This window comes from Halospeciosus flavus (assembly GCF_029814175.1).
Classification (GTDB): domain Archaea; phylum Halobacteriota; class Halobacteria; order Halobacteriales; family Halobacteriaceae; genus Halospeciosus; species Halospeciosus flavus.
In genome coordinates this window covers 483,547-510,224 of record NZ_CP122312.1, presented here as the reverse complement: position 1 = coordinate 510,224, position 26,678 = coordinate 483,547, and the positions used below count along the sequence as shown (strand labels likewise).

The window sequence follows — 26,678 nt, the reverse complement described above, 5'->3', positions numbered from 1 at the left end:
TCCAGGAATAGAGCGTCACGTCACCTCTGCATCGTCGCTCGCATCAAGGTCGATAGACGGACACACCGATTGCTAGAACGGACTTATCTGTACCTGGCATGAACATATCTTATGGATGAACTGACAGCGAACGTGTCGTTCGATAGGTTCGCCGACATGCCGGAGTTCTACGGGTCGGGGTCGGCCAAGTACCGGCTGGCGATGGTGAAAGATCGGGGTGACTTCCTCGACCTGTTCGAGGGGGCACGGCACGTCGACGCCGTGACGTACGCGGAGACACCCGAACTGATGGTCCAGATGCTGACGGAGTACGACATCGACTCACTTGACGTCCTGATCGGCAATGCCGACGACTACGCTGACCAGGTTAACGAGGTTGCAACTGCGCGTTCGCTCGTGCAACTCCGCCAGGACGGCCGTCTGACCGTCCGGCTCAAGAACCGGAAGGTCGTCCACTCGAAGATCTACCGCATCGTGATGCCGGACGACACAGTGAAGCTCGTGCAGGGTTCGGCGAATCTCTCGCGGAACTCCTGGGAGTACCACACCAACCAGATTTCCGTCTTCACCACCGAGGTCGGCACCGAACTTGACCAAGAGTTCGAGCGCTTTATCGACGAATATCGCGACGGCTACAGCGATCAGACACTCCTCGAAGGGCTCGTCGACGCTCTCGAAGAGGCCGATTCACCGGAGGAGCGGGAGAACCGTATCGAGTACTGGGTAGGTGCCGGCGACCTCGACGTGAGCGATACGGCCGCGCTAAACCAGGACGCCGTCGAGGACGTGACGGCGATCGCTGATCGGGTGACCGCCGTCGTCGACGACCCGGAAGACGCGGACGAAACGGTCGCGTTCATCGAGGAGCCCGAAAACGCGGATCGAACCGTCGTCGAATCCGACGAGACCGATGCTGAAACCGCAGATGCGGCCGACGGCGAGGAGGAGCCGGACGTCGGACTCGTCGAGTCGGACCACGAGACCGGCCTGACCGACACACTCGACCGCCCACGGGTTCGGGCGCCCGACGAGAAAATCCGCATGGGGACGAGTAAGGTCGACAAGGATATCGCGGACGAGTTCGGGACGAGTCTTCGTGACCGCGGTGCGACCGTCGAGGACCACAGTATCACCGCGCCGCTGAGCGCGTACAACAACCAGGTCAAGGAATCCACGTCTATCCCGACGATGTCGGTGCTCCCGGAGGCCGAACAGGTGATCATCGGCGAGGATGACGAGATGATCCTCGTCGCGACGGACGAGCCAACTCCGGAGATCCTGAATCACTGTCTCGCCACCATCGAGGCCTACATCGAGACGGTCCGCGACCACGGCCACACACAATCCGAGACAGCCGTGATGGCGCAGATGTACGAGGCGTTCCTCTACGGGTTCTGGGCGCCGTTCGCCAACCAGTACGCCGAGGCCCTCTCCTCGCCGTCGCGCACGCTCGACAACGTGCTCCAGCACCTCTACATCGAGGGGAAGAGCGACGCCGGGAAGGACAAACTCACCGAGTACATCCTCCGACTCGTCTCCGACAACACGGTCATCTCCGGAGTGGACGCGGACGACGTCGGCGTCAAGGAGATTCGGGGGGTCCGCGAGTGGGACACGTCCTTCCCGTACGCTATCATCGACGCGGAGAAGAGCAAGATCCAGAGCTGGAGCCCCATCCGGAACTACTGGGGCGACTGGACGCCGACCAGCGTCGACCAGCCCTGCCTCATCTTCACGACGAACGACGCGCTCCCGAAATCGGAGTTCCGCAACCGGATGAAGATCCTGAGCATGGACGTTTCGTTCCCGTCGAACCCAGAGGATCCGGGGTTCCGCGAAGCGCAAACCGACCTTGCGGAGGTCCTGGAGCGACAGAACCCGATCTTCAGCTACGTCGCCCGCCGGATGCTTACCGAGCAACCGTGGACCGACGGGAACGGCACCATCGAGGACGTCCGCCGTATCTTCTGCGAGTTCTACGCGGAGGCCGACCGCGAGCAACCGGAGTACTTCCCCGCCGACGAACCGGCCGAGAAGACCTACGATACGGGACGGCTGAAGTGGCAGCGTGACATCCAGGGTGGCCGTGTCACGTTCGAGTCCGAGCCGAACGCGATCACTGCGGACTTCGACCGCGACGAGTACGAGGTCTACGACTACGAAAAACGCCTCTCCAAGCGCTTCATGTCCGATAAATCCGGCACCAGTGTCTACATCGGTGCACCCGAGGAGTTCGCCGAATGGGTTGGGTACTCGCTGGCCGATCTCCTCGACGACCCCGCCGAGACCGGCGCCGAGACACACTCGACGGGGCCCACCGGAGAGCGCGAAGCCGAGGCCGACGACACACAGAGCGACTCCGGTGGCTTCCTCTCGCGACTGTTCAGCAGCTAGCGACCCTCGCGAGACGGCTCGACTCACGGCCGTCGTGTGGAAGCGTTCATCCGCGGCCTGACCGAACGGTGAGACGAGATGGGAACGCTCGTATTGGACATCGAGACGGCAAGCCCCTTCGAGGAGCCACCCGACGGCTCGAACGAGACGGCCTACTACGAGTGGGTCGCCGTCGGACTCGCATACGCGGACGTACTGGAGGATGCGCCAGCGACCCAGGTACTCTTTCGGCGGGGTGGCTGGGAGGATGCATACACGGCCGACCTCTTCGATCGCCTGCTCGAGTGGTGCGACCAGCGCGATATCGAGCGCATCCTCACCTACAACGGGGCCTGGTTCGACGGGACACACCTGCTCAACTGGGCAGCCGAGGTCGACGAGCGAACAGGGAGTGCGTTCCGCCCGGCGATTGAGCGCCTGTTCGAGGACCACGTCGACGTCGCGCTCGCCGCTGCCGACGAATACGCTGACGAGCTCTGGGACGACCAACACGTTCTCCCCGACTGGAAAGCCTACAAACTCGCAGGAATCGACAACGCCGGCGTCTGGTATGAGGACTACCGCTTTCCAGAGGGCTACCTCGCCGAAATCGATGAGTCAGCGGTCCAAGGAAAGCACGTCGGACGCGTCCTCGGAACGAAATACGTCGAAAACGTCGACGCCGGACTCGAGGAGACAAGCGTTCACCGCGAGTTGACACGACTACTCACGGATTACGGCGAGAGCGACGTCGCCGACCTGATTGAGCTGTACGTTTCGCTCGGTGGGCCCGCACTCGACGAGCAGTATCGCCGACCAGCACCAGCGATCGTCTGACTCCGTGAAGGAAATCGGGTTGCGACACACCCGCTCGCGACGATCGCGGCTATCGGTAATTCGTGGTGGACGTTGAGTTCGGTGCTGCCCTGTATCGAACCCACTCCTCGCTCGGCCGTCCTTGGACTCTCGTCACCGCACAGCCACTCGCTGGAGCCAGCCGCTGCGTGGACGTGAGGGCACAGGTCGGCTCGTCTGTTCGGCGTCAGGTGGCCTGCGGGGGCGTCCCTGGGGAGTCCGACAAACGGGCGGCGGCGATCGACGTGGTACAGTCCCTCGGCAGTCGGGCCCGAATCGCCAGTGGTCGAAACTCGGCCATCGCAGCGACGAGGACAGCCGATGAACGGTCTCGACGGCGCTCGTCGCGTCCATAGATTGCACGATTGTCCGGAAAGAAGCGGGGGTGGCGTGGCCAGTCGGCTGTAACGGGGTGGTGCGATCGGAGCCCCAATCAGGAGTGGAACCAGGGGAAACCACCCGACTGCAGACCGCTGAGGGCGATCCAGGTAGGTGGCGTCTCACCAAATATTCCTCGGGTTTCCGAGGGGTTATCGGGGAGGGATTCTCCATAGATTGCTGCAGTGTTGCGTTCCGGGCAATCTATGGAACTAGCCACTTATCCGAGAGGTCGATCCGAAAGCCTGCATCGCCACCGTCACGAGTCGGCAGCGCCGCCGATTTCGGCCGATTCGCGAACGGCGAACCCCGTCTCGTCGCCGACGGGCGCGGCGACGCGGGTGCACCCCCAACAGCGGGCTTCTCCCCCACCTCCTTTCGGACCGCGTGGCAATCTATGGACGAGCCGAGCCCGGTGGAGAGCCGCTCTCGACGTCAGAGCTGCCCCAAATCCTCGAAATCGATGTATGGAGACGGCCGGGCCCGCATCGACTATGCTGTACGACCCCCGGTTTGCACTGCGATGGGGAGCGGAATCGTGCAATACCCGCGCAGCCGAGACGTGCGTCCCCGCGTCGCGGCGAGCGAACAGTTCTAGGGTGGATAGGTCGTGTCGGCTGTTTCGAAGTGGGTCGAACCGGAGTCGTCGCGGTGTGCGGCTGCTTCCTGCGGCAGTCGGTCCGCGGACACAGCCCTGCGACGTTCATACTCGGTTCGGCGGCGGGAGCGCGGGCGAGCGCGACTCTCGGCACGTGTCGTGCGCGCATCGACGGTCATACTCGGGTGATTTCCCCGGAAGGAGTGGTGTGGCGAGGGGGGTGAAACGAGTCTGACGGCCGGGTCGGCGCCGCGTCCCAAGAGAACGGCAAGAGAGAATCGCCTGCGAGGTGGCTGCTCGGCGCCGGAGACGGCCATCCCGGTGGGACCGCTCTGCAGGGGGATGCGGCTCGCCACCGATCAGACGGTGAAAACCGCACGACAGCACCCGATTATGAAGATTCGCGGCGTCGAGACTATCGAGCCTACGTGGCTATCGACCGGCGACTCGGGAGCGGAAATCGGCACGTCGGGGGACTGTCGCCGCCGAATCCGGCCAGCGAGGGTGACTCCACCCCGGCCGCGAACGCGGACCTAGCTCGACCGGAGTACTCGTCCACATCACTCTCCTCCGGGGATATACGCCGATTATGAATCCCATCCGGACACGCTCTTCTCCGGAGACGCCCGCTCGACCGCGCACGGCACGCAAAACCGAGTATGAACCCGACTCCTCGAATCCGTCGTCCCGCACGGCCACACGAGGCGATCGGGCAGGAGACCTGTCTCCACGCCGCGTGCAGTCTCCCCCGTGGCGGGGACGATTACCGGATTCGTCCGCGGGAGCGTGGTCGGTGCCGTCGTGACCCTCGCCAGGTCGGACTGGCTGTGCTGGCGGCGCCGCCGCGCGGCACGATCACACCTCCGGTGGGCGTTCGAGACGGAACTCGCGGCGCTCTCCTCCGTCGAGGTGGCCGAGCGCGGCGAGGACAAACCGCTCTCACAGGGGTCAACGCGCTGGCCGGCTACGAGAGTACCGCCGACGACGCTGGCCACCGCTCCGGCGACGGGGTCAAAAGCCCTGATCGCGTTCTACACCGACTTCGACTGGCGGCGCGACCAGCGAACATCGAGGACAAGAAAGAAGCCATGCAGACGGTCGCCGAGAAGCGCCAACGCGCGCTCGACACGAGTCGTGACGAGGAGACGCGCCAGTGCACGCAAACGCAGCGATGGACTGTGCCGTGGTTCAGGCGTCCGCTTCGGCGTCGGGCTCGCGGTCGGCCGAGTCGGCGTCGTCACCGTCGGCCGAGTCGGCCTGCGGGATCGTCACGTCCGGGAGACCGGCCTCGATCTGGTCGCGGCGGGCCTCGAACTCGCCGGGGAGGACGAGGCGGCCGCCGAGGTCGTCGAGCGGTTCGTCGCTGTCGTAGCCGGGGTCGCGCGTCGCGAGTTCGAAGAGGACGCCGCCGAACTCGCGGAAGTAGACCGACCGGAACCAGTGACGGTCGATCTGTGGCGTCGGGCTGAGGCCGGCCGATCGGACGGCCGTCCGCATCGAAGCCTGGTCGTCGTCGGTCGGCGTCTGGAAGGCGACGTGATGGACCGTCCCGCAGCCCTGCCGGCCGCTCGCGATGGTCGGGAGGACGTCGACGTACGCGCCGACGGGGCCGGCCGCGGCGAAGCGGGTCCGCTCGTCACCCGGCGTGTCGCCCTGGGCCTGCTCGGTGCCGACCTCCTCGAAGCCCATCGTCCGGAGGAGTTCCTCCGTTTGGTAGGGGTCCGCTAGCCAGAGCGTCACGGAGTGGAACCCTCGGATCGCAGCCGACTCGGGGACGAACGCCGTCCACGGGACGGTCGGGTCGTCCGCGGGAATCTCGACTTCGACGAGTTCGACCGGTAGGCCGTCCGGGTCCCGGAAGGGGAGGACGGTCTCGCCGAAGCGCTCGACCCGGTCGTCGTAGTCGACGCCGTACTCGTCGAAGCGCGTCTCCCAGTAGTCGAGGCTCCCCTCGGGGACGCGAAACGCGGTCCGGGAGACCTGCCCGGAGCCGACCTTCCCCTGCGAGGTGTCGCCCCAGGGGAAGAACGTCATGCTCGTCCCGGGCGTCCCCTCCGCGTCCGCGAAGAAGAAGTGGTACGTGGAGGGGTCGTCCTGGTTGATCGAGCGCTTGACGAGGCGGAGACCGAGCGTCTCGACCCAGAAGTCGAGATTTCGCTGCGGGTCGCTCGCGACACAGGTGACGTGGTGGATTCCCGGCGTCGGTGTCGGGTTGGACATACCCCACAAAGGCGCTGAACCGACTTGAGTGCACGCTGACCCGAGTGTTACCGAACTACCGCGGAACTGAGACGTCTCGGTGGCCCGGCGGCTCCCTTGCAGTCACGCAGCCACAGAGCCGCTTCAGTCGGCGGTCTCGGCGACGTCGAGTTCGTGGCGGAGGCACTCGACGATCCGGTCGTCGCCGACGTCGGTCGTCGCGGGAGTCTGTGTCTCGCAGGGGGTCTCGAACTCCGCGGCGAGTCGGTCTGTGGCTTGCTCCTGCCGGCCGGCGGCCACGTCGGCGAGGGCGTCCGAAAGAACTGCTTCCGCGTCGGAGTCACCGAGTTCGTCAGGGATATCGAACTCGTCGCGGATCGCGGCCGTCATCGCCGCCGCCGAGATGTCGCTCGCGTCGGTCGCGGTCTCGTCGGCGACGAACTCGCGGACGGCATCCACGTCGATCCCCTCGGTCTGGAGGCGGACACGGAGGTCCATCACGCTGCGCCACGCCGCCTGGTCGAAGTCGTAGTCGGCCGGTTGGACGACCTCGGGACAGCGAGTGTGGAAGCGACAGCCACTCGGCGGATTGGCCGGCGACGGGACGCTCCCGGTGAGCCCGACGCCCGAGCCACGCTGGCGCGGGTCCGGCGACGGGATGGCCGAGAGCAGCGCGCGGGTGTAGGGGTGCTTCGGGTCCGCGAACAACGACTCGGTCGGGCCGGATTCGACGATCTCGCCGAGGTACATGACGTTCACGCGGTCGCACACCTCGCGGACGACGCCCATGTTGTGACTGATGAGGAGGACGCCGATGTCGAACTCCTGCTGGAGGTCGTCGAGCAACTGCAGGATACTCGCCTGGATGGAGACGTCGAGTGCGCTGACCGGTTCGTCGGCCACCAGGAGGTCGGGATTGGTGGCGATCGCCCGGGCGATGCTGATGCGCTGTTTCTGCCCGCCGGAGAACTCGTGGGGGTAGCGGTCGACGTCGTCGCGGTCGAGGCCGACCCGTTCGAGGAGGTTCTTCGCGACGGCGCGGCGCTTCGCGCGCTCGTCGAGACCGTGGACGCGCATCGGTTCCATCACGGACTCACCGATGGTCATCCGGGGGTCGAAACTCGAATCCGGGTCCTGGAAGATGTGTTGGGCGTTGCGCCGGAACGCCCGCTCGTCGTCGCCGTCGAGGTCGGTCACGTCCTGCCCCTCGAAGCGGATCTCGCCGGCGGTCGGCTCTTCCAGTCGAAGGACGGTCTCCGCGGCCGTCGACTTCCCGCAGCCGGATTCGCCCACGAGACCGACCGTCTCGCCCGCGCGGACGGTGAAGTCGACGCCGTCGACGGCGCGGACGGTCCCGACCTGCCGGTTGAACAGGCCCTCGGTGACCGGATAGTGTTTCTTCAGGCCGACGACGTCGAGGAGCGGTTCGGCCGAGGCATCCGGAGCCGAATCCGAGGCCGAGGCCGAGGAGTCGGTACGCTCGGAACTCATCGGCGGGCACCTCCCCCGGCACCCTCGTACGACCAGTCGCCGAGTTCGTCGGCGTCGTAGCCGGACTGGTAGAAGAGACACGAGGCTTCGAGCCCGCGTTCGATCTCGACCTCGGGTGGCTGCTCGCCCTGGCGGCAGTCGGCGGTCGCGTGGGGACAGCGCGGGTGGAAGCGACAGCCACTCGGCGGGTCCAGCGGGTCCGGCGGCGACCCGCTGATCGGCTCCATCGCGTCACCACGCCCCGGCAGGCAGTCGAGGAGCGCCCGCGTGTAGGGGTGTTTCGGCGTCTCGAAGACGTCGTAGACGCCGCCGCGCTCCATCACCTTGCCGCCGTACATCACGACCACGCGGTCGGCGATCTCCGCGACGACGCCGAGGTCGTGGGTGACGAGCAGGATACTCATCTCCATCTCGTCTTGCAGTTCCCGGAGGAGGTCGAGAATCTGTGACTGGATGGTCACGTCGAGTGCGGTGGTCGGTTCGTCCGCGACGAGCAGGTCCGGTTCGCAGGCCAGTGCCATCGCGATGACGACCCGCTGTTTCATCCCCCCGGAGAACTCGTGGGGGTAGTCGTCGACCCGCGTCGCCGCCTCGGGGATGCCGACGCGGTCGAGCAGGTCGATAGCCCGGTCGCGTGCCTCCGCACTGCTCACATCGTGGTGGAGGTCGATCGCCTCGACGATCTGCTGGCCCGCGGTGTAGACCGGGTTGAGCGCGCCCTGTGGGTTCTGGAACACGTAGCCGATGCGGCCGCCCCGGATCGACTGGAGTTCCGACTCGTCGAGGGCGGTGACCGACTCGCCGTCGAAGCGGACGTCGCCCTCGACGATCTTCCCCGGCGGCGAGTGGAACAGTCGGGTGATCGACTCGCTGGTGACCGACTTACCGGAGCCGGACTCGCCGACGAGACAGACGGTCTCGCCGCGGTCGACGGTGAAGGAGATGCCGTCGACGGCGCGGACGGTCCCGGTCTCCGTCTCGAAGTGGGTGTGCAAGTTGTCGATTTCGAGCAGCGGTGCGTCGTCTGAGTGGATAGTCCTGGACATCGTCTACTCGCTGGTGTTTCGCGGGTCCATCGCGTCGCGGGCCGCGTCGCCCACGTAGTTGAACGCCAACACGGTGAAGAACAGGAAGACGCCCGGTAGCGTCGCGATCCACGGCGCCGAGCCGAGCGAACTCCGGCCGCTAGCGATGACCTGCCCCCACGAGATGACGTCCGGGTCGCCGAGACCGACGAAGGAGAGCGACGCCTCCGAGAGGATGAAGAAGGGGACGACGAGCGTCGCGTTCGTGATGACAGTACTCGAGACGTTCGGGACGAGGTGGCGGCGGATGATCGACCCGTTGCTCGCGCCGAAACTCTCGGCCGCCTTGAAGTAGGCCTCCTCGCGTTTCTGGAGGGCCTCCGAGCGGATGAGCCGGGCGGTCCCCTCCCAGGAGAGGACGCCGAACAACAGGATGATCATGAAGAGACTCCCCCCGAAGAGGTACACCATCAGCAACATCAGGATGAACGCAGGGAACGTCATCTGGATGTCGGTGTAGCGCATCAGGACCTCGTCGACCCACCCGCCGAAGTAGGCCGCGACGGTGCCGACGGTGGTCCCGAACGAGACCATCACGAGCATCCCGATGAGACCGACTTCGAGGCTGACGCGCGCGCCGAACACGAGGAGTTTCAGGAGGTCTCGCCCCCGCGCGTCGGTCCCGAGTGGGTGTGCCCACGTCCCGGTGACGACCTGGCCCTGCGGCGAGGCCGTCATCCCCACCGGCGGGAGGTACATCTGCGAGAAGTGCTGTTCGGGCGCCGAGAGGAGGATCGGCCCGACACCGCCGACGACGAAGAGGACGGCGATGTAGCCGAGGGAGACGACCGCCGCCTTGTTCTTCCGAAACTCCGTCCAATAGTACTTCGTGAGTCGCTGGTTCTGGTAGAGCGGGACGACGCCGTTGAAGAAGAGGACGAGCAGCGTCGCCATGAACGTCCAGTCCATGCCGGTGACGTCCCACGTGAACGGCCACGTCATCGTCGGGGCCTTCGGCGCGACGACGAAGAGGTCGTAGCAGAAGGCCGCGCCGAGGAGGCCGAACGCGACGAGTTGGGCCTTCGTGCGCGTCGAGAGGGACAGTCCCGCCGACGACTGTTCCTCCCAGTCGATCTGGTCGAAGGTGAGGTCGCGGTACTGGTCGTCGTCGCTCACGTCCGATCACCGTAGTTGATGCGCGGGTCGAGCCAGACGTAGGCGAGGTCCTGAAGGAGGTTCCCGACGAGCGCGAGGAACGTCGGGATGAGGATGACGCCCATAATGAGCGCGGTATCGTTCGCCCCGCCGGTGATGGCCTTGAACGCGAGCAGCCCCAATCCGGGGATCTGGAAGACGTACTCGACGAGGAACGCCCCCGACCAGAGGATGGCCAGGGCGTCGCCGATGAGGATCGTCGACAGCGGGATGAGGGCGACCCGGAACACGTGTTTGATCATGATGTGCCACTCGCCGGCACCCTTCGCCCGCGCGGCCTTCACCCACTGGCTCTCCATGTACTCCAGGCCCTCGGCGCGTGCGTAGCGCATCTGGGTCGCGACGGTCGCCGTCGAGACGATGAGGATGGGGAGGACGATCTGCTGGAGGTTCGCCAGCGAGAACATCGGATAGCTCGTGTGATAGTAGACCGGCGGAATCAGTTCCACGATCGGGTAGCCGAACAGGAGATACGGTTGGGCGAGGTCGCGCAACCACACAGAGACGACCAGTATCGACATGATCGCGAACCAGAAGTTCGGGATGCTCACACCGAAGAACGCCGTGAACGACCCGGCGTAGTCGACCCACGTGTGTTGGCGCATCGCGGAGTAGAGACCGATGAACATGCCGAAGACGACCGCGAGGATGATTGAAGGGATCATGATCTGCGCGGAGTAGGGCCACGCCGTGCCAATCGCCGTCGTGACCGGTTGATTGCGCATCGTCGACCACCCCCAGTTGAGGGTGAACATGTTCTCCATGTAGTTCAGGTAGCGTTCGTGGAGCGGTTCGTTCAGGTTGTGGCGCTCGGCGTAGGCCTCCATCGCTTCGCTCGCGTTCCCGCCGGCCTGGGCAACCTGCATCGACGCGCGCCACTGGTCGGTGTTGGGCGCGGCGGTCACGACGACGAAGACGATCGAGAGGGCGAGCCAACAGGCGAAGATCGTGAAGAGGATCCGCTTCGCAACGTAGCCGTACATTGTGAGTTGAGAACGGTCGTGTGAGTGTGAGGGTAATCTCGGGTGCGTCGACGCCGCGTGTCGTCGGCGCCGACACCCGACGGTTCAGCCCTCGAAGTAGAGCTGGCGGTTCTTCGAGTTGCCGTTCACGGCCCCGTAGAAGTTCTCCGGGTCTGTCTCGAGCCCGGCTACCCGGTCGCGATAGCCGGTGAGGACCTTCTCGGTCATCGAGAACAGCACCGGCTGTTCCTCGCTGAGCATGTTCATCGTGCTCTGGAGGAGACTCTTGGTCTTCTCACGGGAGCCCGCCGCGGCCGCCTCTTGGAGTTTCGTGTCGAGGTTGAAGCTCTCGGGCGGCACGTAGCCGGCCCAGTTGTATGAACCGCGAGTGGTGAACAGCATCTGGATGACCGACCACGGCGTGTACGCGCCGTGGTCGAAGCCGACGCCGGTCATGATGTCCCAGTCGCGCGGACTGGTCGACTGGTCCCAGGGACCGCCGTTGAACGGGCTGGCGACCCAGTCGGCCTCCGAGACGCCCTCGGTGTTCGAGGCGCTGTTCTTGCAGTACTTCCCGAGCATCGTCGTCCAGTTAACGCCCTCGAGCGTGACTGAAACGCCCAGTTTGTTGAACTGCGACTGGAGGTAGTCTTTGGTGAGTTTCGTCGTCTTCGCGCCGGTGACCCACGCGAGTTTCAACTCGACCTGATTGCCGTCCGGACCCTTCAGTTTGCCGTTCTCGTAGGTGTAGCTGTCGAGTGCGGACTCGATCTTCGACTTCGCCTCCTCGATCCGCGGGCCGTTGGGCTTCCAGATGCCCTCCTCGGAGTAGTAGGGCCCCCAGACGGGTGACCACGTGTGCGCCGGCGTCGCGTACCCCTGCTGGATGTTCTGGATCATCGTCTGTTTGTCCAGCGCCATCGCGAACGCCTGCCGGACGTCCTTGTTCCGGAACCCTTCCCATCCGTTGAGTCGCTGGTTGAGGGTGACGTAGAACAGTCCGGAACCGTACTTGTTGGTGACGACCTGGACGTCGTCGGCCTGCTTGAAAGTGTCCGCCTTGAACGGGTTGAGTCCCGTCGCGGTCACGCCGCCGGTCTTCAGCGCCGAGGAGATGGCCGACGTCGAGTTGAACTGCTGCATCTTGTAGGACTCGAAGTACGGGATGTCGTCGGGGAACTCCTCGGCCTCCCGCAGGTAGTAGTTCTCGTTGCGCGTGAAGGTGAGGTGGGACTGCCGTTTCCACTCGTCGAGGGTGAACGGCCCGAGGTTCCCGGTCCAACTCGCGTCGACGAGTTGCTCGTCTTTCTTCAACCCCTGGATGTCCTTCGACGGGACGTACTTCTCGAGGATGCCCTTCGGGAGTGGGCGCATCCACATCGTGTAGTCATTGAACATCCGGTTGGCACGCGCAGACGGGAGTTCGGCACGGAAGGTGTACTTCCCCTCCTTGACGTAGTTGATCGGCTCCCCGTCGATGTAGAACTTGCTGACGTAGTTGTAGCCCGCCCAGTTCTCCTTGTTCTGGTGGATGTGTTTCAGGTTGTACAGGTAGTCGTCGACCGTGACCTGTCCGAGATCGCCGCCGTACTGGAGGTTCTCCCGGAGTTTGTAGCGGATGACGTCGTTGGCGTCGTTCATCTCCCAGTTCTCGAACCAGAGTCCCTTCGGTTCGAGGTCCGGGCTGATGAACGCGCCGTAGTCGAGGACGCGGGCCAGTGCGTAGTCGGAGATCTCGTCGGTGCTGAGGAAGGGAATCAGCGTCTGCACGCCGGAGGTCTGTCCCTGTATCCACTGCCCGCCGACTGAGGGCTGTGACTTCGACGTGGTCGTCTGGTTCCCGCCGGACTCCGTCGGCGTCGTGGACGAATCCCGCGTCGAACACCCGGCTACGCTCACGCCAGCAGCGAGTCCGATCGATGCGAGGTACTTGCGCCGGTCGATACCGTGGGGAATGGGGCCTTTCTTTGACATGGGAAGGTCGTGTGTGGGCCGACCCCACACCACATACTACAGATAACTGTAGAGTTGAACCCTAAATACCTTTTCATTGATATATAAATGTCGACTGAGTCGCTCCGATGGGTCTGGGGTGGAGCATCACGAGTGTCCAGCGCGGTCGGCGGCCCACAGGTTCTTTGACCGGTCGGCCGTCCCCCCGGGTATGAGCGTCAGCGGACTCTGTCAGATCTGTGAGTCGGCCGAGGCACAGTACCAGTGCGACCGCTGTCACTCGCTGGTGTGCGCGACCCACTACGACCGGGACGTCGGCCTCTGTACGGAGTGCGCCAGTGAGACGCCGACGCGCACGCAGGAGACGGACGAACGTCCCTTCGAGGAACCGAAGTAGCCCACTCAGCGGTCGACCACGTCGAGTACTCCCGGGACCGCCGTCAGCGACTCGGCCGCGATGACGGCGCCGGAGTCCCCGACTTCGTCGACGCCACCTGCGCCAGTCGCTCCGGCGCCGAGGTGGACGCCGGTCCACCCGTACTCGACTGCGGGGTGGACGTCACGCTGGAGGTCGTGTGCCACGAGCGCGTGGCCGGCCGCCGGGAGGCGTTCCTCGGCCAGCGCGTACAGTTCTGGGTCGGGTCTTCCCGCACCCACTTCGCCGGAGACGACGACGGCGTCGAAGTGGGACGTGAGTCCGCAGGCGTCGAGTTTGGCTCGCTGCATCCGTCCCTCGCCGTGGGTCAGCACACCGACGGGGAAACGAGCGAGTTCCGAGAGGAGCGCCGTCGCGTCCGGGTCGGCTTCGGTGAAGCCCGGTTCGACGACGTGAATCGCCGCGTCGAACAGTTCCGGGTCGACGTCCAGCCCCACCGCCTCGACGGCGCGAGCGTAGGGAGCGTCCTCGCAGTCGTCGACGAGGTCGCCGAGCGCGCGGCAGTAGGCCTCGACGGTCACGTCGTCGGCCGCGTAGTCGCACCGCTCGAAGGCAGTGCGGACGACGTCCTCGAACGGGCGGTCGGGGTGGACGAGGGTCCCGTCGAGACCGAAGTAAACCGCGATATCTGTCGGCACTGTCCACGTATTTCGTGGCGACGCACGTGAAACTATGCCTCGGCCAGCCGGTCAGCGGAACTGGTCGAGACGCTCTTTGAGGCGTTTGGCCGCCTGGCCGGCCGCACCCGCCCAGTCGTCGCTGTCCTCACCTGCGAAGATGATGCCGCGCGTGGAGTTGACGACGCCGACGCCGTCCTCGTTCAGGCCGTACTCGACGGCCGCCTCCGCGTCACCGCCCTGCGCGCCGACGCCGGGGACGAGGAAGGGGAGACTCGGTACCTGCCGGCGGATGTCTTCGAGTTCGTCGGGTGCCGTCGCGCCGACGACGAGACCGACGTTGTCGTTTTCGTTCCACGTGCTCGCGAGGCGGGCGACGTGCTCGTAGACCGTGCCGCCGGCCTCCAGTTCGCGGTTCTGGATGTCCGCCCCGCCGGGGTTGGAGGTTCGACAGAGGATGAACACGCCGAGGCCGGTCGAGAGGAACGGCTTCAGGGAGTCTTCGCCCATGTAGGGATTGACCGTGACCGCGTCGGCGTCGAGGTCCTGCAGGCTCTCGGCGTACTGGCGGGCGGTGTTGCCGATGTCAGCGCGCTTGGCGTCGACGATGACCGGCACGTCCTTGCCGTGGGCGTAGGCGATCGTCTCCGCGAGGGCACGCCAGCCGTCGGCGTCCTCGTAGAACGCCGCGTTGGGCTTGTAGCAGGCGGCGTGCTCGTGGGTCGCGTCGATGATGCGACGGTTGAACTGCCAGCGCGGCAGGTCGGCGTCGCGCACCTCGTCGGGCAGACGGGACTGGTCGGGATCGAGACCCACACAGACCACCGAACCTGTCTCGTCGATGCGCTCGCCGAGACGCGCGAAGAAGTTCTGGTTCTGACTCTGGCTCATCGTTCTTCGAGGGCCGCCGCGAGTACGTCAATCACTCGCTTCACCTCGACACCGTTCTCGACGAAGACGAGCAATCGGGGTGGTTCGACCGCCTTCGGCCGGACGCGCAGGTCCTCCTCGCTCGCGCGCTCGCGGGCCGCGTCGAGGGCCACGGTGTCTCGGAGTTCGAGGTGCGCGCGGTCCGGGTGGACGAAGACGCTCCCCACCTGCTCGCCGTCGAAACTCACGTCGTACGCGCGCTCGCCGAACTCCGTCGGTTCGAGGTCCGCGGTGTCGACGACGTTCGTCACCTCGACGCGGTCGAAGGCGCCGGCCTCCCGGCCCGTCAACTCCGAGGAGAGGAGTTGGGCGATGCGGACGCCGTCGTTCAACTCGCGTTCGACCATTCAGAGCCCCTCCCGCGCCTTGCGCGCGGCTGCGTCGACCTCGACACCCTCACGACGGGCGTAGACGACGGCCGCCGCGTCCGCCGTCAGCCCGAGGTCGGCCTGGAGCTCGTTGACGCTCGCAACCGCCGTCTGGCGCTCGTGGCCGGCCGACGCGAGCGCGTCGACTACCTGTTCGAACGCCGAGCGCTCGCGTAGCACCGACTCGTCGGGGGTGAACCCCTCAGGAATCTCGACGCTCTCGACGTCGAAGTCGGCGACGAGGTCGCCGTCATCCCGGGTGACGAGGCCCTCGTCGGCCGCGACGTCGACGAGTTGTTTCGCCTCGTCGGGCGCGAGCCAGTCGCGCTCCAGCGAGAGCGAGACGACGAACTCGTGTTCCCCGATGCGGGCCTTCCCCTGCTGTTTGAACGGCGCGGCGACGGCGGTGCGGAGGCTCATGCTCTCTGGTCGGAAGATGCGCCCGGACGGTCTAAAAGGAGCGGTTCCGGACTGTCGAGAACAGAAACCCGTTCCGAGCCTTTTTAGTACGCGTCAGGCGTCCGTTCCCGTATGAAGTACCAGGGCCGCTCCAAGCGTACGAAGACCGGTGCCCGAATTCGCCCCCACGACAAGAAGAAGAAGCACGAACTCGGTCGCCAGCCGACCGAGACGACCGTCGGCGAGCCGACCTTCCGGACGGTCGACTCCCGTGGCAACCAGAAGAAGACGCGCGCGCTGAAGACGAACGTCGCGAACGTCCACACGGCCGACGGCGAGACCGTCCACGCCGAGATCCAGGACGTCGTCCGTAACGACGCCAACCCGAACTACGCCCGCCGGAACATCATCACGAAGGGCGCCATCATCGAGACGGACGCCGGCACGGCCCGCGTCACGACCCGCCCCGGCCAGAACGCGCAGGTCAACGCCGTCGAAGTCGAGGAGTAATCCACCACCCTTCCTCCACATTTTCCCGCGTCGTAGCCACGGCCACGTCGTCCCGAGCCGTCGACGCCGTCCTGCGTTTTTCAGTTATCGCGACCATATCTCTACACCGTCATCCGAGAGTCGAGATATGGCCGGCATATCTCGGCAACTGGCGGTATATCTCGACAACACCGCCGATAGCTGAGAAACGTGGACGTCGGTGAGGCACTTTCTGGAGAGTCTCACTCGTCCCAGCGGATCACGGGCCGTCGCGACGTTCGGTCCCGCTCGCATTACCGGGATTCTCACCCCCTTCGGTCGTTCCGAATCCCGTCTCGCGTGTCACTCACTCCGTTCGTTCCCGCTCGTGTTCCGGAGGTTCTCACTCGCTCCCGCTGGTCGCTCGTTCCGAACCTCCCACTCCCCGCCCCCGGAGTGAAATGGGGCCGGGTCCTACACCGGTCCATGAACGAGGACGAAGTGGAAGTGACGCGCGTGGTCATCATGGGCGCGTTCGGCCGCGACTTCCACGACTTCATCACGGTGTTCCGCGACGACCCGAGTTACCGGGTGGTCGCCTTCACACAACACGGTGGGCAGAACCTCGGCGAGACCCGCGACGGCGGCCACGACGTCTTCCCCGCCGAACTCGCCGGCCCCCACCACGACGCGGACATCCCCATCGAACCCGAATCCGACCTGGAGCGAGTCGTCGACGAGTACGACGCCGACGAAGTCGTCTTCTCCTACTCCGACGTCTCCCACGAGGACGTGATGCACCAGGCGTCGCGGGCGATGGCCTCGGGCGCGAACTTCCGGCTCCTCGGCCCCGAGGACATCGAGGTCGAAGTCGACGCACCTGTCCTCGCCGTCGACGCCGTCCGGACGGGCTGTGGGAAGTCCCAACTCTCACGCGCGCTCGCGGAGGAACTTCACGACCGCGGGCTGGAAGCGGTCGTCGTCCGCGAGCCGATGCCGTACGCCGAGGACCTCGCCGCGAACGCGGTCCAGCGCTTCGAGACGTTCGACGACCTCGACGCCGCGGACGTCACCATCGAGGAGCGCGAAGAGTACGAACAGCACATCGAACGCGGGCACGTCGTCTACGCGGGCGTCGACTATCCCGAGATCTTCGAACGCGCGGCCGCGGAGGGCGACGTCGTCGTCTGGGACGGCGGGAACAACGAACTCCCGTTCGCCGACCCGGACCTCCACTTCGTGCTCGCGGATCCGCTGCGCGCCGACGACACCGACACCTCCCACCCCGGGGAAACGAACCTCCGCCGGGCGGACGCCGTCGTCGTCAACAAGGAGAACAGCGCGTCTCGCGAGCAGGTGACGGAGGTCGTCGCCCGCGTCCACGAGGCGAACCGCGACGCCGACGTCTACCACGCCGACTCCGTCGTCACGGTCGAAGACCCCGAGGCCATCGAGGGGAGAGACGTCCTCGTGGTCGAGGACGGCCCGACGCTCACCCACGGCGACGCCGACTACGGCGCGGGGACCGTCGCCGCGCGCAAGTACAACGCTGCCGAACTCCTCGACCCGCGGGACGCCGCCGTCGGGTCGATCGCCGACGTGTTCGAGAACTACCCGCACCTCGAGCACGTCCTGCCGGCGATGGGCTACAGCGACGAACAGATCCGGGAACTCGAACAGACCATCGAGGGGGTCGACCCGGACGTCGTCGTCGCGGGGACCCCACACGACCTCGGTGAGCAGGTCGACGTCTCGGCGCCGATCGTCCGCGTCCGGTACCGTATCGACTTCCACGACACCACACCCAGCGACCTCCTCGACCGGTACGCCGACCGACTCGGTCTGTGAGCGTGTGGTGACAGGACAGGCTTATCGTCCCCCCACCAATACGCAGAGGTATGAGCGTCATTCTGACGTTCACCACTTCGGGGGGAGACATTCCGTTCGGGCGAGCACTTCCGGCGGGTGACGCGACGGCGGAACTCGACCGAGTCGTCCCGCTCTCCGACGGCGCCCTTCCCTACGTATGGGTGCACGCGACGGACGCCGAGTACAGACGCTTCGAGGACGCCCTCCGCTCGGAGGGCGCGTCGGACGTCACCGTCGTCGACGAGTTCGACGACCGACGGCTCTACCGCATCACCTGGGACGAGGTCCCGGACGGCGTCACCCGCACACTGTCCGAGGTCGACGGCGGGATCTCGCTCTTGCAGGCGTCGGGTGACCGCGACACCTGGGAGTTCGAGGCGCGGTTCCCCGACCAGAGTGCTCTCTCGACCTTCAACGACCGGTGTCGGGAGGTGGGAATCGACCTCGACGTGACCAGCCTCTATCAACCGGACCCGGACGGCACGTCCGCTCACGGACTCACCGAGAGCCAACGCGACACCCTCGTGGCCGCCCTCGACTCCGGTTACTACGACATCCCACGGTCGACGACGACGGTCGAACTCGCCGAGACGCTCGACATCTCCGACCAGTCCCTCTCCGAGCGCCTGCGCCGCGCACACGCCGCCCTCGTCGAGAACACGCTGCGGTGAGTGCGTGACTCGGCTGGACCGTACCGGACGAACCAACGGACTCAGACTCGCCGGAGGAAGTGCGCGTCGACGTCGACGCCCGGACTGTAGGTGAGGTGGGCGTCGCGCTCCGGGTGGTCGAAGCCGTTCGCCCGGAAGATCTCGTTCTCACGGACGTCGAGTGACGCGTCGGCCAGCGGCCACCGCTCGTGTTCGACGTCGCCACGCCAGAGGGTGTCTCGCCCTTCCGTGTAGAAGGCGTAGCGCTCCAGGAGGAACTCCTCCAGACTCCCCGACTCGGGGCGTGAAGGCTCTCCGACGGGTTCGTAGGTCGCGTCGAATTCGAGTGGACGCACACCGGAGTGGACGCGTTCGCTCCGGAAGTCGACGGACTCGCCGCGCCGGTCGACGTCCATCTCCGCGCGGTAGTAAGGGAGCCGAAAGAGAGTCCGTGCGAGCGTGACACCGATTCGGTCGTCGGCGTCGAGGTTGTAGAAGTAGATTCCCGCCCCACCGTCCGGCGTCTCGACGTAGGTCCGGAGGTTCAACTCGCCGAAGGACGGGCCGACGGCACGAGGGAACCCGTACGGCCGGACGTTCTCCATGACGAACGGGACGACCGAGAGGTACGCCCGATCGTCGAAGGTGTCCACGTCGAGTCGGTCGGGGAGGGTGTCGGCGACGACTGCGGGGTCGACCGGCCAGGACGCCACGAGGACGTCCCGCCAGTCCATCGAGAGTACGCGCATATCGTGTGTCGGGGTGAGGCCCCCTTCTCGCTGGTGGCCCATCGATACGGTTATTAACACTGGCAGATTGGTTATTAACCAGATGACGGATACACTCGATCAGTCGGTCGACACCGCCGAGGGCCGGCGTGCCCTCCACCTCGGGTGGGCGAGCGTACTCGCGCTCGTCGTCCTCTCGGGACTGGCGGTGGCGGCCGGCGTCGGCGTGAAGCTCCTCGGCATCTCGTGGGTCGCCTTCGTCGCGATGGTGAGCGGGGCCGTCCTCGGGAAACGCGGGAGCGTCGAGCACGCCGGCGGACTCGTCTGGGGCTACGGGCTCGCCAGCGGGGCGATGATCACGAGCGCCGCGGCGTTCATCGTCCCGGGAGCCATCGGCCACCACCCGGCGTTCGGCGGCTTCGGCATCGCCGCCGGTGTCGTCACTGGCTTCGCCGGCCACACCGTTGGCCACCGCCTCGCCCACCGCGACCTGCCGCTCGACAACACCGCGGCGGCCATCACGGCCCACGCGCTCACGGCGGGCCTCATCATCGGCGTCGTCTACACCGGCATGCCCGAACTCGGGCCGCTGCTCGGGTTGGCCATCGTCTCGCACAAGGGACCGGCCGGCTACGCCGCCGCGCGACGGCTCGTCCGCAACGGTCGCACGCCGGCGATGTTGCTCCTCCCGGCCGCGGCCGTCGGCCTCGCGGCGCTCGGCGTCGCGCTCCTCGGACCGGCCGTCCAGTCGTTCCTCTCGACGCCGCTCGTCCGCGCGCTCGTCTTCGGCTTCGCCGCGGGCATCTTCCTCCACGTCGCGATGGACTTCCTCCCGCGCTGTGAGATCGGCAGCGAGGTCCACGAGGTCGTGAAGACCGACGGCGACGCTCACGAGGTTCTCGACCGCCTCCGTATCCACGCCGTCGGGAGTACGGTCCTCGGCGGAGCGGCCGTCTTCACCGTGTGGCTGGTGCTCGGCGGGGCGTAGGGCTGTCAGGCGGCGCCTTCGTCGTCGCTGTCTCCGTCTTCACCCACGGACGCCGATGCCGCACTCACCGAGTGCTCACGTCCGTGGCCTTTCTCAGGTTACGGACTGTCTGGTTCCGTCCTCCTACTTGTACCTCAGCAACCGGCGGGTGCGGAGAGAAGCGTCGCTCGGTCTCAGTTGTACTCGCGCCAGCGCGCGCCACACTCGGTACACTTGAAGAAGCGCGTCGGCGGTTCGTCGGCCGAACCGGTCTGCTTGATGGTGTACCACGCCTCGTCGTTGTCGCACTCCGGGCACTTCACGTCGGCCTTCGGCTTCCCCTCGAAGTTGGCGTCCTCGGCGGTCTCGATGACGTCCGAGGTGTCCTGTTCTTCCGTGCTGACGAACTCGGCGGCCAGCGACTCGTCTTTGGTCTCGACGTGACCGCAGGACGAACAGACCATCTTCCCGTCCTCCGACTTCATCATCGAGCCACACTCCTCGCAGAATTGCATACTCCTCCTAGCGGGTTGCTCCCGAAAAATCCCCCGCCACGCGGGCGTGCGGACGGGACTAGAACTCGAGTTCCTCGACGACGACCGGGCAGTCGACGACGACGTAGTGGTCGGTGTCGACCACCTCGCGAATCTGGGTCCCCTCGTGGGTGCAGTGGAGTTCCGGTGGCTCGCCGAAGTAGGGGCAGTTGTGACAGATGCGGCTCTCGATGACGTTCACCGCGGCTTCTTCGGACTCGTCGGTCTCCGGCGCGGACTCTGGCTCGGTCTCCGAGTCGGCGTCGCCGTCCACCGGTCCTCTCAGCACCTCGTCGACGTCGACTTCCTCGTACTCCTGTTGCTCGAAGGGAGTATCCTCTCCCGCTTCGTCCCCGGCCGTATCCGCGTTCGAGTCCGCGTCAGCGTCGATTTCGACGTCGGCGTCGCGTTCGGCGTCGAGTCCAGTCTCCCCGCGGTCGCGGTCGCGTTCGTCGTCGGTGTCCTCGCTCTCGTCGCTCATGGTCGATCACCGAATTGGGCGCTCGTCGACTCGAACTGCCGTGGTTCCGTGTGGGTCTCGGTCATCATCGGATCTTTCGGACGTTGCTGATGTCGAAGCCCGCCTCGTGGATCTCCGTCTCGAAGCGGATGATGTCCTCCTCTTCGAGTTGTGAGAGGACGCCGCGGAAGACGCGGACGTACATCGTCCGGACGCGCTCGTTGCCGCCGGTCTCCCACTCGAACTGGATGGTGCCGTCGACCGCGGTCATCAGGTCGCCGAGTTGGGTGTCGGTGAGCGCCTCGCGGCTGACGTGCATGAGGACGAGTGCGTCCCAGTCGTGGACGGCCCGACGGAGTCCCTTGAGGAGCATGACGACGTCGCTCCAAGGCATGTCGCTCAAGTTCGACTCGACGAGGTCGGACAGCGAGTCGACCGCCACGAGGTTCCCCGGGGCGTTGGCGTCGAGGTAGTCGGCGAACGTCTCGATGACGTCACGTCGGGAGGCGTCCTTCCCGATGTCGGTCACCGCGCGGTGTTCGCCGGCGTACCACTCCCGCGGGACCGGACTCAACCGGAAGTACTCCGGCGAGAGGTCGACGAAGCTCACCGGGTCGAGACCGGCCTCGCGGATTTCGTCGTCGATCGTGAGTCCGATCTCGTTCTGGAGTTGCGTCTCGCTCTGCGTGAACGAGACGTAGTGGACCGACTCGGGGAGCGCCGCTTCCTTCCCGATCGACCCGTAGTGGAGGTCGAAGAGGTCGGGGTCGTTGTGCGCGAGCCCGTTCATCGTCGCACTCGTGTAGAGAAACTCCCGCGCGCCGGCGCCCTCCTCGCCGACGAGGAGGACGAGACTCCCCTTCGGAGCCCCACCCCCGATCTGTTTGTCCAGCCGGGAGATGCCGAACGGAATCCGTTCCATACTGGGGGTCTCGCGTGGTGGGCGCTTACAGGTTGGGGTTCGCTAGCCGTCTATTCGTGGTCGACCGTCGCGCCGTGGTTGCGCGGGCCGGCGACGAAGACGTCGCCGTCGACGCCCGCGGCGGCGAGTGCCTCGTGGGCGGCCTCGCGGGCCTCGTCGGCGTGATCGGCGTCGGTCACGCCGTAGACGGCCGGCCCCCACGAGGACTGCCCGGCCCCGGCGACGGCGGGCCGTGTCGAGAGGTGTTCGACGAGTTCGCCCGCGGGCGGGCGGTAGACACCGCCCTGCGCGTCGGCGTACCAGCGGCCGTTGAGGCGGCCGACCTCTTCGACGCCCGCGCCGAAGGCGGTGTGGTCGCCGGTCGCGACCGCGGGGAGGACGCGCCGGAAGACGGTACCGGCGATGCGGTCGGCGACGCTCGAATCGGCCGACTCCACGACCGACCGCATGCTCGCCTCCTCGTCCGCGTCGTGGCGGCCCGGTTCGGCGTCGGGGACGACGACGAGGAACCGCCACGCCTCGGGGACGTCGTGGTGGGCGGCGACCGGCGGGACCGACCACTCGCCGGTGGGCGGGCGCTCGGTGGTGAAGCGCTCGGTCGGGTGGCCCGCGTCGACGACGAACCCACCCGACTCGAAGCCGGCGACGCCGATTCCGCTCCGGCCGCCACGACCGAGTCGGGGTGCGTACGCCCGGACGTCCGGGTCGAGGCCGTGTGCGCCCGCGACAGCCGTGAACGTCGTCAACGCGAGTTGGGTCCCGCTCCCGAGTCCGACGTGACGCGGGAGTTCCTCGCGGACGCGGACCCGCGCGCCGTCCACGTCGAGGAGGTCGACCGCGCGCTCGGCGTACTCGCGGGCGTCCTCGTGCTCGCAGTCGACGCCCGCGTGGTCGTCGGCGGGGTCGGCCTCGACGACGACCCGTGGCTCGTCGAGTGTCACGCCCAGACTCCCGTAGAGGCGGTCGTGGGCCAGCGAGAGGTTGCCGAACCCGAAGTGGAGTCGGGCGGTGCTCTCGACGCGACAGGACATATCCGAGAGGACGTGGCGCCACCGTTAGGGGGTTTCGGCGGTGGCAATACCGCGTCGCGTCTGCGCGTGTGCGACCACGAGGCGATGGCTCTAAACGGCTGTACGCCCCGTCTTCGATAATGGTGCAGAACCGGTGGGTCGCGTGGGCCGCGTTCGTCGTCGCCGTCGTGGCGCTCCTCGTCTCGGGGTACCTCTCCGGGTTCGGGACGCTCCCGCTGCTCGGCGTCCACGAAGCCGTCTTCGCGTACACCTCGTTCACGGCGTTCGTCCTCGTCTCGGGCGTGCTCTTCGCCCGGAAGTTCGTCGAACCCTCGCCCGATCCGCTCGACGAGCGGGTGACGGCCATCGTCCCGACCTACGAGGACGCGGCCGTCCTCCACCACAGCGTGGAGTCGCTCGCGACGGCCGACCACCCCGTCGACGTCGTCGTCGTCTGCGAACCCGACGACCCCGAGGGACGGGAGACGGCCGAGGGGTTCGCCGAGGAGTACGCGACCGTCGAGGTGCTCGTCAATCCCCGACCGGGGTCGAAGGCCGGCGGCGTGAACGCCGCCGTCGAACGGGCCGACACCGACTACTTCGGCGTGTTCGACGCCGATCAGTCCATCCGCAGTGGCTTCTTCGACGAGGTGACGGGCCACCTCCGCGCGGACGACGTCGTGCAGGCCCGCTTCGTCCCCCGTCCGGACGGCCACGTCGAATCGCTCGCCTACGACGAGTTCACACTGTTCGGCCACTGCTTCCGCCAACTCCTCTACGCGCTCACGGGCTTCCGGATGGCGACGAGCAAGGCGCTCGTCTTCTCCCGCGACGCCATCGACACCGTCGGCGGCTACGACCCCGAGATGGTCTCGGAGGACTACGACTTCGCCCACCGGTGTTACCTGAACCGCGTCGACGTGAAGATGCGCTACACCACCGTCGTCGACGAGGAGGCCGCCCACACCCTGCGCGACTGGTGGGGCCAGCGCAAACGCTGGATGACCGGCAACACGCAGGTCCTCCACCGCCTCCTTACCGAACTCCCCGAGAACGCCGACGACCATCGCTACTACCTCTCGCTCGCCGTCGGCGTCATGAGCGTCGGCGGCGCGGCCTTCCTCGTCTCGCTCGTCCCGAAGGCGCTCGTCCTCATCGAACTCGGGAAGCCCCACGTCGCGGTGCTCCCGCTCGTGGCCATCTACCTCGTCGCCCTCGGCGTCCGCCTCGCCGACGACCGCGACCTTGGCGCGTGGTTCGTCCTCACCCCGCTCGTCCTCCCCTTCTTCAGCCTCATCACGACGAAGGCCATCGCCGAGTACTGCTTCGACTTCGAGGGCGAGTGGTTCGCCGTCGAGAAGGGCGCCGGCGACGGCGAGACCGCGAAGGGCGACTAGACGGGGATTCGACGCCACCCGCCACCAGCGGGGCGGACGGGCAGGCCACGGCACCCCTGTCGTATGGAAGAAACTTAAGCCGCTGCAAACTAACCTCCGTGCTATGAGCAAGCAACAGGAACCGACCGAGGACGGAGACGAGAAACCCGTCCAGATGCGCCACGACAAGGACCCAGACCTCCCCTCCAACGAGGTCACCGAGGGACCCGAACGCGCCCCCCACCGGGCGATGTTCCGCGCGATGGGCTACGACGACGAGGACTTCTCCTCGCCGATGGTCGGCATCGCGAACCCCGCCGCCGACATCACGCCGTGTAACGTCCACCTCGACGACGTCGCGCAGTCCGCCTACGACGGCGTCGACGCGGCGGGCGGTATGCCCATCGAGTTCGGCACCATCACCATCTCCGACGCCATCTCGATGGGGACCGAGGGGATGAAGGCCTCGCTCGTCTCGCGGGAGGTCATCGCCGACTCCGTCGAACTCGTCTCCTTCGGCGAGCGCATGGACGCGCTCGTCACCGTCGCGGGCTGTGACAAGAACCTCCCCGGCATGATGATGGCCGCTATCCGCACCGACCTCCCCACCGTCTTCCTCTACGGCGGGTCCATCATGCCCGGCGAGCACGAGGGCCGCGAGATCACCGTCCAGAACGTCTTCGAGGGCGTCGGCGCGGTCTCCTCGGGCAAGATGAGCGAGGACGAACTTGCGGAGATGGAGTGCAACGCCTGCCCCGGCGCGGGGTCGTGTGGCGGGATGTTCACCGCGAACACGATGGCCTCCATCAGCGAGGCGCTCGGTCTCGCCCCCCTCGGCAGCGCCAGCGCGCCCGCCGAGACCGACGAGCGCTACGAGGTCGCCGAGCGCGCGGGCGAACTCGTCCTCGACGCCGTCGAGAACGACCGCACCCCCTCCGAGATCCTCGATCGCAAGTCCTTCGAGAACGCCATCGCCCTCCAGGTCGCCCTCGGCGGGTCGACCAACGGCGTCCTCCACCTGCTCGCACTCGCCGCCGAGGCGGGCGTCGACCTCGACATCGAAGACTTCGACGAAATCTCGAATCGTACACCCAAGATCGCCAACCTCCAGCCCGGCGGCGAGCGCGTGATGAACGACCTCCACGAGGTCGGCGGCGTCCCGGTCGTCATCCGCCGCCTGCTCGAAGGCGGGTACTTCCACGGCGACGCGAAGACGGTCACGGGTCGCACCATCGAAGAGGAACTCGAGGAACTCGACCTGCCGGACGACGACGAGATCGAGGCGGACTTCCTCTACACCGTCGACGAGCCGAAACACGAGGAGGGCGCCATCAAGATCCTTACGGGGAACCTCGCGCCCGACGGCTCCGTCCTGAAGGTCACCGGCGACGACGAACTCTTCCACCAGGGACCGGCCCGCATCTTCGAGAACGAGGAGGACGCGATGGAGTACGTCCAGAGCGGCGAGATCTCCTCCGGCGACGTCATCGTCATCCGCAACGAGGGGCCACAGGGTGGTCCCGGCATGCGCGAGATGCTCGGCGTCACCGCGGCGGTCGTCGGCGCCGGCCACGAGGACGACGTCGCACTCCTCACCGACGGCCGCTTCTCCGGCGCGACCCGCGGCCCGATGATTGGCCACGTCGCACCCGAGGCCGCCGCCGGCGGGCCCATCGCCGCGCTCGAAGAGGGTGACTTCGTCACGGTCGACATTCCGAACCGCGAACTCTCCGTCGACCTGGACCAACACGAGATCAACGAGCGCCTCGCCGACTGGGAGGAACCCGAACCGAACTACGCGGGCGGCGTCCTCCGGAAGTACGGCGACCTCTTCGGGTCGGCGGCCAACGGCGCCGTGACGAACCCGGCGGTCAAGCGCGACGACTGACGAACGCC

General features: G+C 66.5%; 24 protein-coding genes. 9 read left to right on the top strand and 15 right to left on the bottom strand.

The window, feature by feature from the left end:
• The first annotated feature begins 111 nt into the window (after positions 1-111).
• Together P0Y33_RS02375 and P0Y33_RS02370 are read left to right on the top strand one after the other, a co-directional pair.
• Complete coding sequence (locus tag P0Y33_RS02375; RefSeq protein ID WP_279528968.1) at positions 112-2,394, top strand: phospholipase D-like domain-containing protein; 2,283 nt, start codon at positions 112-114, stop codon at positions 2,392-2,394.
• 78 nt (positions 2,395-2,472) lie between these two features.
• Positions 2,473-3,210: a hypothetical protein gene (locus P0Y33_RS02370; RefSeq protein WP_279528967.1), complete on the top strand. Its 738-nt coding sequence runs from the start codon at positions 2,473-2,475 to the stop codon at positions 3,208-3,210.
• Positions 3,211-5,392: 2,182 nt separating this feature from the next.
• Here the strand turns inward: P0Y33_RS02370 and P0Y33_RS02365 are convergent.
• The 6 genes from P0Y33_RS02365 to P0Y33_RS02340 form a co-directional block, all read right to left on the bottom strand.
• Positions 5,393-6,424: a ring-cleaving dioxygenase gene (locus P0Y33_RS02365; protein WP_279528966.1), complete on the bottom strand. Its 1,032-nt coding sequence runs from the start codon at positions 6,422-6,424 to the stop codon at positions 5,393-5,395.
• 123 nt (positions 6,425-6,547) lie between these two features.
• A complete protein-coding gene (locus P0Y33_RS02360) occupies positions 6,548-7,894 on the bottom strand; it encodes an ABC transporter ATP-binding protein (protein ID WP_279528965.1) in 1,347 nt (448 codons plus the stop codon).
• Positions 7,891-8,940 carry an ABC transporter ATP-binding protein gene (locus tag P0Y33_RS02355; RefSeq protein WP_279528964.1) on the bottom strand — a complete coding sequence of 350 codons (1,050 nt, stop codon included), beginning with the start codon at positions 8,938-8,940 and terminating at the stop codon, positions 7,891-7,893. Before P0Y33_RS02355 ends, P0Y33_RS02360 begins: the two co-directional genes overlap by 4 nt.
• Before the next feature lie 3 nt (positions 8,941-8,943).
• A complete protein-coding gene (locus P0Y33_RS02350) occupies positions 8,944-10,095 on the bottom strand; it encodes an ABC transporter permease (protein ID WP_279528963.1) in 1,152 nt (383 codons plus the stop codon).
• Positions 10,092-11,117, bottom strand: coding sequence for an ABC transporter permease (locus P0Y33_RS02345; RefSeq protein WP_279528962.1), 1,026 nt, complete (start codon positions 11,115-11,117; stop codon positions 10,092-10,094). Before P0Y33_RS02345 ends, P0Y33_RS02350 begins: the two co-directional genes overlap by 4 nt.
• 84 nt (positions 11,118-11,201) lie before the next feature.
• Complete coding sequence (locus P0Y33_RS02340; protein WP_279528961.1) at positions 11,202-13,070, bottom strand: ABC transporter substrate-binding protein; 1,869 nt, start codon at positions 13,068-13,070, stop codon at positions 11,202-11,204.
• Positions 13,071-13,260: 190 nt separating this feature from the next.
• On the opposite strand from P0Y33_RS02340, the gene P0Y33_RS02335 reads away from it, so the two are divergent.
• Entirely contained in the window at positions 13,261-13,446 is a 186-nt protein-coding gene (locus P0Y33_RS02335; protein WP_279528960.1) for a zinc finger HIT domain-containing protein, read from the top strand.
• Positions 13,447-13,451: 5 nt separating this feature from the next.
• Here P0Y33_RS02335 and P0Y33_RS02330 read toward each other — a convergent pair whose 3' ends face one another.
• From P0Y33_RS02330 to P0Y33_RS02315, 4 genes are read right to left on the bottom strand one after another with little or no spacing between them, the layout of a single operon-like run.
• Positions 13,452-14,123 (bottom strand): HAD family hydrolase, encoded by a 672-nt coding sequence (locus P0Y33_RS02330; protein ID WP_279528959.1) that lies wholly within the window; start codon positions 14,121-14,123, stop codon positions 13,452-13,454.
• Positions 14,124-14,174: 51 nt separating this feature from the next.
• The gene (gene pyrF, locus P0Y33_RS02325; protein WP_279528958.1) at positions 14,175-14,993 is read right to left on the bottom strand and encodes an orotidine-5'-phosphate decarboxylase; all 819 of its coding nucleotides are present in this window, start codon (positions 14,991-14,993) and stop codon (positions 14,175-14,177) included.
• The gene (locus tag P0Y33_RS02320; protein ID WP_279528957.1) at positions 14,990-15,379 is read right to left on the bottom strand and encodes a hypothetical protein; all 390 of its coding nucleotides are present in this window, start codon (positions 15,377-15,379) and stop codon (positions 14,990-14,992) included. Before P0Y33_RS02320 ends, pyrF begins: the two co-directional genes overlap by 4 nt.
• Entirely contained in the window at positions 15,380-15,820 is a 441-nt protein-coding gene (locus P0Y33_RS02315; RefSeq protein ID WP_279528956.1) for a DUF2240 family protein, read from the bottom strand.
• A 111-nt stretch (positions 15,821-15,931) separates the two neighbouring features.
• On the opposite strand from P0Y33_RS02315, the gene P0Y33_RS02310 reads away from it, so the two are divergent.
• From P0Y33_RS02310 to P0Y33_RS02300, 3 genes are all read left to right on the top strand, one after another.
• Positions 15,932-16,309, top strand: a complete 378-nt coding sequence (locus P0Y33_RS02310; RefSeq protein WP_279528955.1) for a 30S ribosomal protein S8e — start codon at positions 15,932-15,934, stop codon at positions 16,307-16,309.
• Between the two features lie 444 nt (positions 16,310-16,753).
• Complete coding sequence (locus P0Y33_RS02305; protein ID WP_279528954.1) at positions 16,754-18,115, top strand: hypothetical protein; 1,362 nt, start codon at positions 16,754-16,756, stop codon at positions 18,113-18,115.
• 50 nt (positions 18,116-18,165) lie between these two features.
• Positions 18,166-18,807 (top strand): helix-turn-helix domain-containing protein, encoded by a 642-nt coding sequence (locus P0Y33_RS02300; protein ID WP_279528953.1) that lies wholly within the window; start codon positions 18,166-18,168, stop codon positions 18,805-18,807.
• A gap of 41 nt (positions 18,808-18,848) precedes the next feature.
• Here P0Y33_RS02300 and P0Y33_RS02295 read toward each other — a convergent pair whose 3' ends face one another.
• On the bottom strand, positions 18,849-19,535 hold the full coding sequence (locus P0Y33_RS02295; protein WP_279528952.1) for a YqjF family protein: 687 nt from the start codon (positions 19,533-19,535) through the stop codon (positions 18,849-18,851).
• A gap of 82 nt (positions 19,536-19,617) precedes the next feature.
• On the opposite strand from P0Y33_RS02295, the gene P0Y33_RS02290 reads away from it, so the two are divergent.
• A complete protein-coding gene (locus P0Y33_RS02290; protein WP_279528951.1) occupies positions 19,618-20,502 on the top strand; it encodes a ZIP family metal transporter in 885 nt (294 codons plus the stop codon).
• Positions 20,503-20,675: 173 nt separating this feature from the next.
• Here P0Y33_RS02290 and P0Y33_RS02285 read toward each other — a convergent pair whose 3' ends face one another.
• From P0Y33_RS02285 to P0Y33_RS02270, 4 genes are all read right to left on the bottom strand, one after another.
• Positions 20,676-20,996, bottom strand: a complete 321-nt coding sequence (locus tag P0Y33_RS02285; RefSeq protein WP_279528950.1) for a transcription factor S — start codon at positions 20,994-20,996, stop codon at positions 20,676-20,678.
• Positions 20,997-21,054: 58 nt separating this feature from the next.
• Positions 21,055-21,495 carry a hypothetical protein gene (locus P0Y33_RS02280; RefSeq protein ID WP_279528949.1) on the bottom strand — a complete coding sequence of 147 codons (441 nt, stop codon included), beginning with the start codon at positions 21,493-21,495 and terminating at the stop codon, positions 21,055-21,057.
• Between the two features lie 64 nt (positions 21,496-21,559).
• On the bottom strand, positions 21,560-22,396 hold the full coding sequence (locus P0Y33_RS02275) for an RAD55 family ATPase (protein ID WP_279528948.1): 837 nt from the start codon (positions 22,394-22,396) through the stop codon (positions 21,560-21,562).
• 50 nt (positions 22,397-22,446) lie between these two features.
• Positions 22,447-23,427, bottom strand: a complete 981-nt coding sequence (locus tag P0Y33_RS02270; protein WP_279528947.1) for a beta-ribofuranosylaminobenzene 5'-phosphate synthase family protein — start codon at positions 23,425-23,427, stop codon at positions 22,447-22,449.
• Between the two features lie 119 nt (positions 23,428-23,546).
• On the opposite strand from P0Y33_RS02270, the gene P0Y33_RS02265 reads away from it, so the two are divergent.
• Together P0Y33_RS02265 and ilvD are read left to right on the top strand one after the other, a co-directional pair.
• A complete protein-coding gene (locus tag P0Y33_RS02265) occupies positions 23,547-24,803 on the top strand; it encodes a glycosyltransferase (protein WP_279528946.1) in 1,257 nt (418 codons plus the stop codon).
• Between the two features lie 103 nt (positions 24,804-24,906).
• Complete coding sequence (ilvD, locus tag P0Y33_RS02260) at positions 24,907-26,670, top strand: dihydroxy-acid dehydratase (RefSeq protein ID WP_328518033.1); 1,764 nt, start codon at positions 24,907-24,909, stop codon at positions 26,668-26,670.
• The last annotated feature ends 8 nt before the right edge of the window (positions 26,671-26,678 follow it).

What these genes read in the sequence shown, in the direction of transcription:
- P0Y33_RS02355 (WP_279528964.1), bottom strand. Translation starts at nt 8,940, where the DNA reads ATGTCCAGGACTATCCACTCAGACGACGCACCGCTGCTCGAAATCGAC.
- P0Y33_RS02365 (WP_279528966.1), bottom strand. Translation starts at nt 6,424, where the DNA reads ATGTCCAACCCGACACCGACGCCGGGAATCCACCACGTCACCTGTGTC.
- P0Y33_RS02290 (WP_279528951.1), top strand. Translation starts at nt 19,618, where the DNA reads ATGACGGATACACTCGATCAGTCGGTCGACACCGCCGAGGGCCGGCGT.
- P0Y33_RS02370 (WP_279528967.1), top strand. Translation starts at nt 2,473, where the DNA reads ATGGGAACGCTCGTATTGGACATCGAGACGGCAAGCCCCTTCGAGGAG.
- P0Y33_RS02295 (WP_279528952.1), bottom strand. Translation starts at nt 19,535, where the DNA reads ATGCGCGTACTCTCGATGGACTGGCGGGACGTCCTCGTGGCGTCCTGG.
- P0Y33_RS02360 (WP_279528965.1), bottom strand. Translation starts at nt 7,894, where the DNA reads ATGAGTTCCGAGCGTACCGACTCCTCGGCCTCGGCCTCGGATTCGGCT.
- P0Y33_RS02315 (WP_279528956.1), bottom strand. Translation starts at nt 15,820, where the DNA reads ATGAGCCTCCGCACCGCCGTCGCCGCGCCGTTCAAACAGCAGGGGAAG.
- P0Y33_RS02340 (WP_279528961.1), bottom strand. Translation starts at nt 13,070, where the DNA reads ATGTCAAAGAAAGGCCCCATTCCCCACGGTATCGACCGGCGCAAGTAC.
- P0Y33_RS02270 (WP_279528947.1), bottom strand. Translation starts at nt 23,427, where the DNA reads ATGTCCTGTCGCGTCGAGAGCACCGCCCGACTCCACTTCGGGTTCGGC.
- P0Y33_RS02285 (WP_279528950.1), bottom strand. Translation starts at nt 20,996, where the DNA reads ATGCAATTCTGCGAGGAGTGTGGCTCGATGATGAAGTCGGAGGACGGG.
- P0Y33_RS02375 (WP_279528968.1), top strand. Translation starts at nt 112, where the DNA reads ATGGATGAACTGACAGCGAACGTGTCGTTCGATAGGTTCGCCGACATG.
- P0Y33_RS02300 (WP_279528953.1), top strand. Translation starts at nt 18,166, where the DNA reads ATGAGCGTCATTCTGACGTTCACCACTTCGGGGGGAGACATTCCGTTC.
- P0Y33_RS02335 (WP_279528960.1), top strand. Translation starts at nt 13,261, where the DNA reads ATGAGCGTCAGCGGACTCTGTCAGATCTGTGAGTCGGCCGAGGCACAG.
- ilvD (WP_328518033.1), top strand. Translation starts at nt 24,907, where the DNA reads ATGAGCAAGCAACAGGAACCGACCGAGGACGGAGACGAGAAACCCGTC.
- pyrF (WP_279528958.1), bottom strand. Translation starts at nt 14,993, where the DNA reads ATGAGCCAGAGTCAGAACCAGAACTTCTTCGCGCGTCTCGGCGAGCGC.
- P0Y33_RS02310 (WP_279528955.1), top strand. Translation starts at nt 15,932, where the DNA reads ATGAAGTACCAGGGCCGCTCCAAGCGTACGAAGACCGGTGCCCGAATT.
- P0Y33_RS02275 (WP_279528948.1), bottom strand. Translation starts at nt 22,396, where the DNA reads ATGGAACGGATTCCGTTCGGCATCTCCCGGCTGGACAAACAGATCGGG.
- P0Y33_RS02265 (WP_279528946.1), top strand. Translation starts at nt 23,547, where the DNA reads ATGGTGCAGAACCGGTGGGTCGCGTGGGCCGCGTTCGTCGTCGCCGTC.
- P0Y33_RS02320 (WP_279528957.1), bottom strand. Translation starts at nt 15,379, where the DNA reads ATGGTCGAACGCGAGTTGAACGACGGCGTCCGCATCGCCCAACTCCTC.
- P0Y33_RS02305 (WP_279528954.1), top strand. Translation starts at nt 16,754, where the DNA reads ATGAACGAGGACGAAGTGGAAGTGACGCGCGTGGTCATCATGGGCGCG.
- P0Y33_RS02345 (WP_279528962.1), bottom strand. Translation starts at nt 11,117, where the DNA reads ATGTACGGCTACGTTGCGAAGCGGATCCTCTTCACGATCTTCGCCTGT.
- P0Y33_RS02280 (WP_279528949.1), bottom strand. Translation starts at nt 21,495, where the DNA reads ATGAGCGACGAGAGCGAGGACACCGACGACGAACGCGACCGCGACCGC.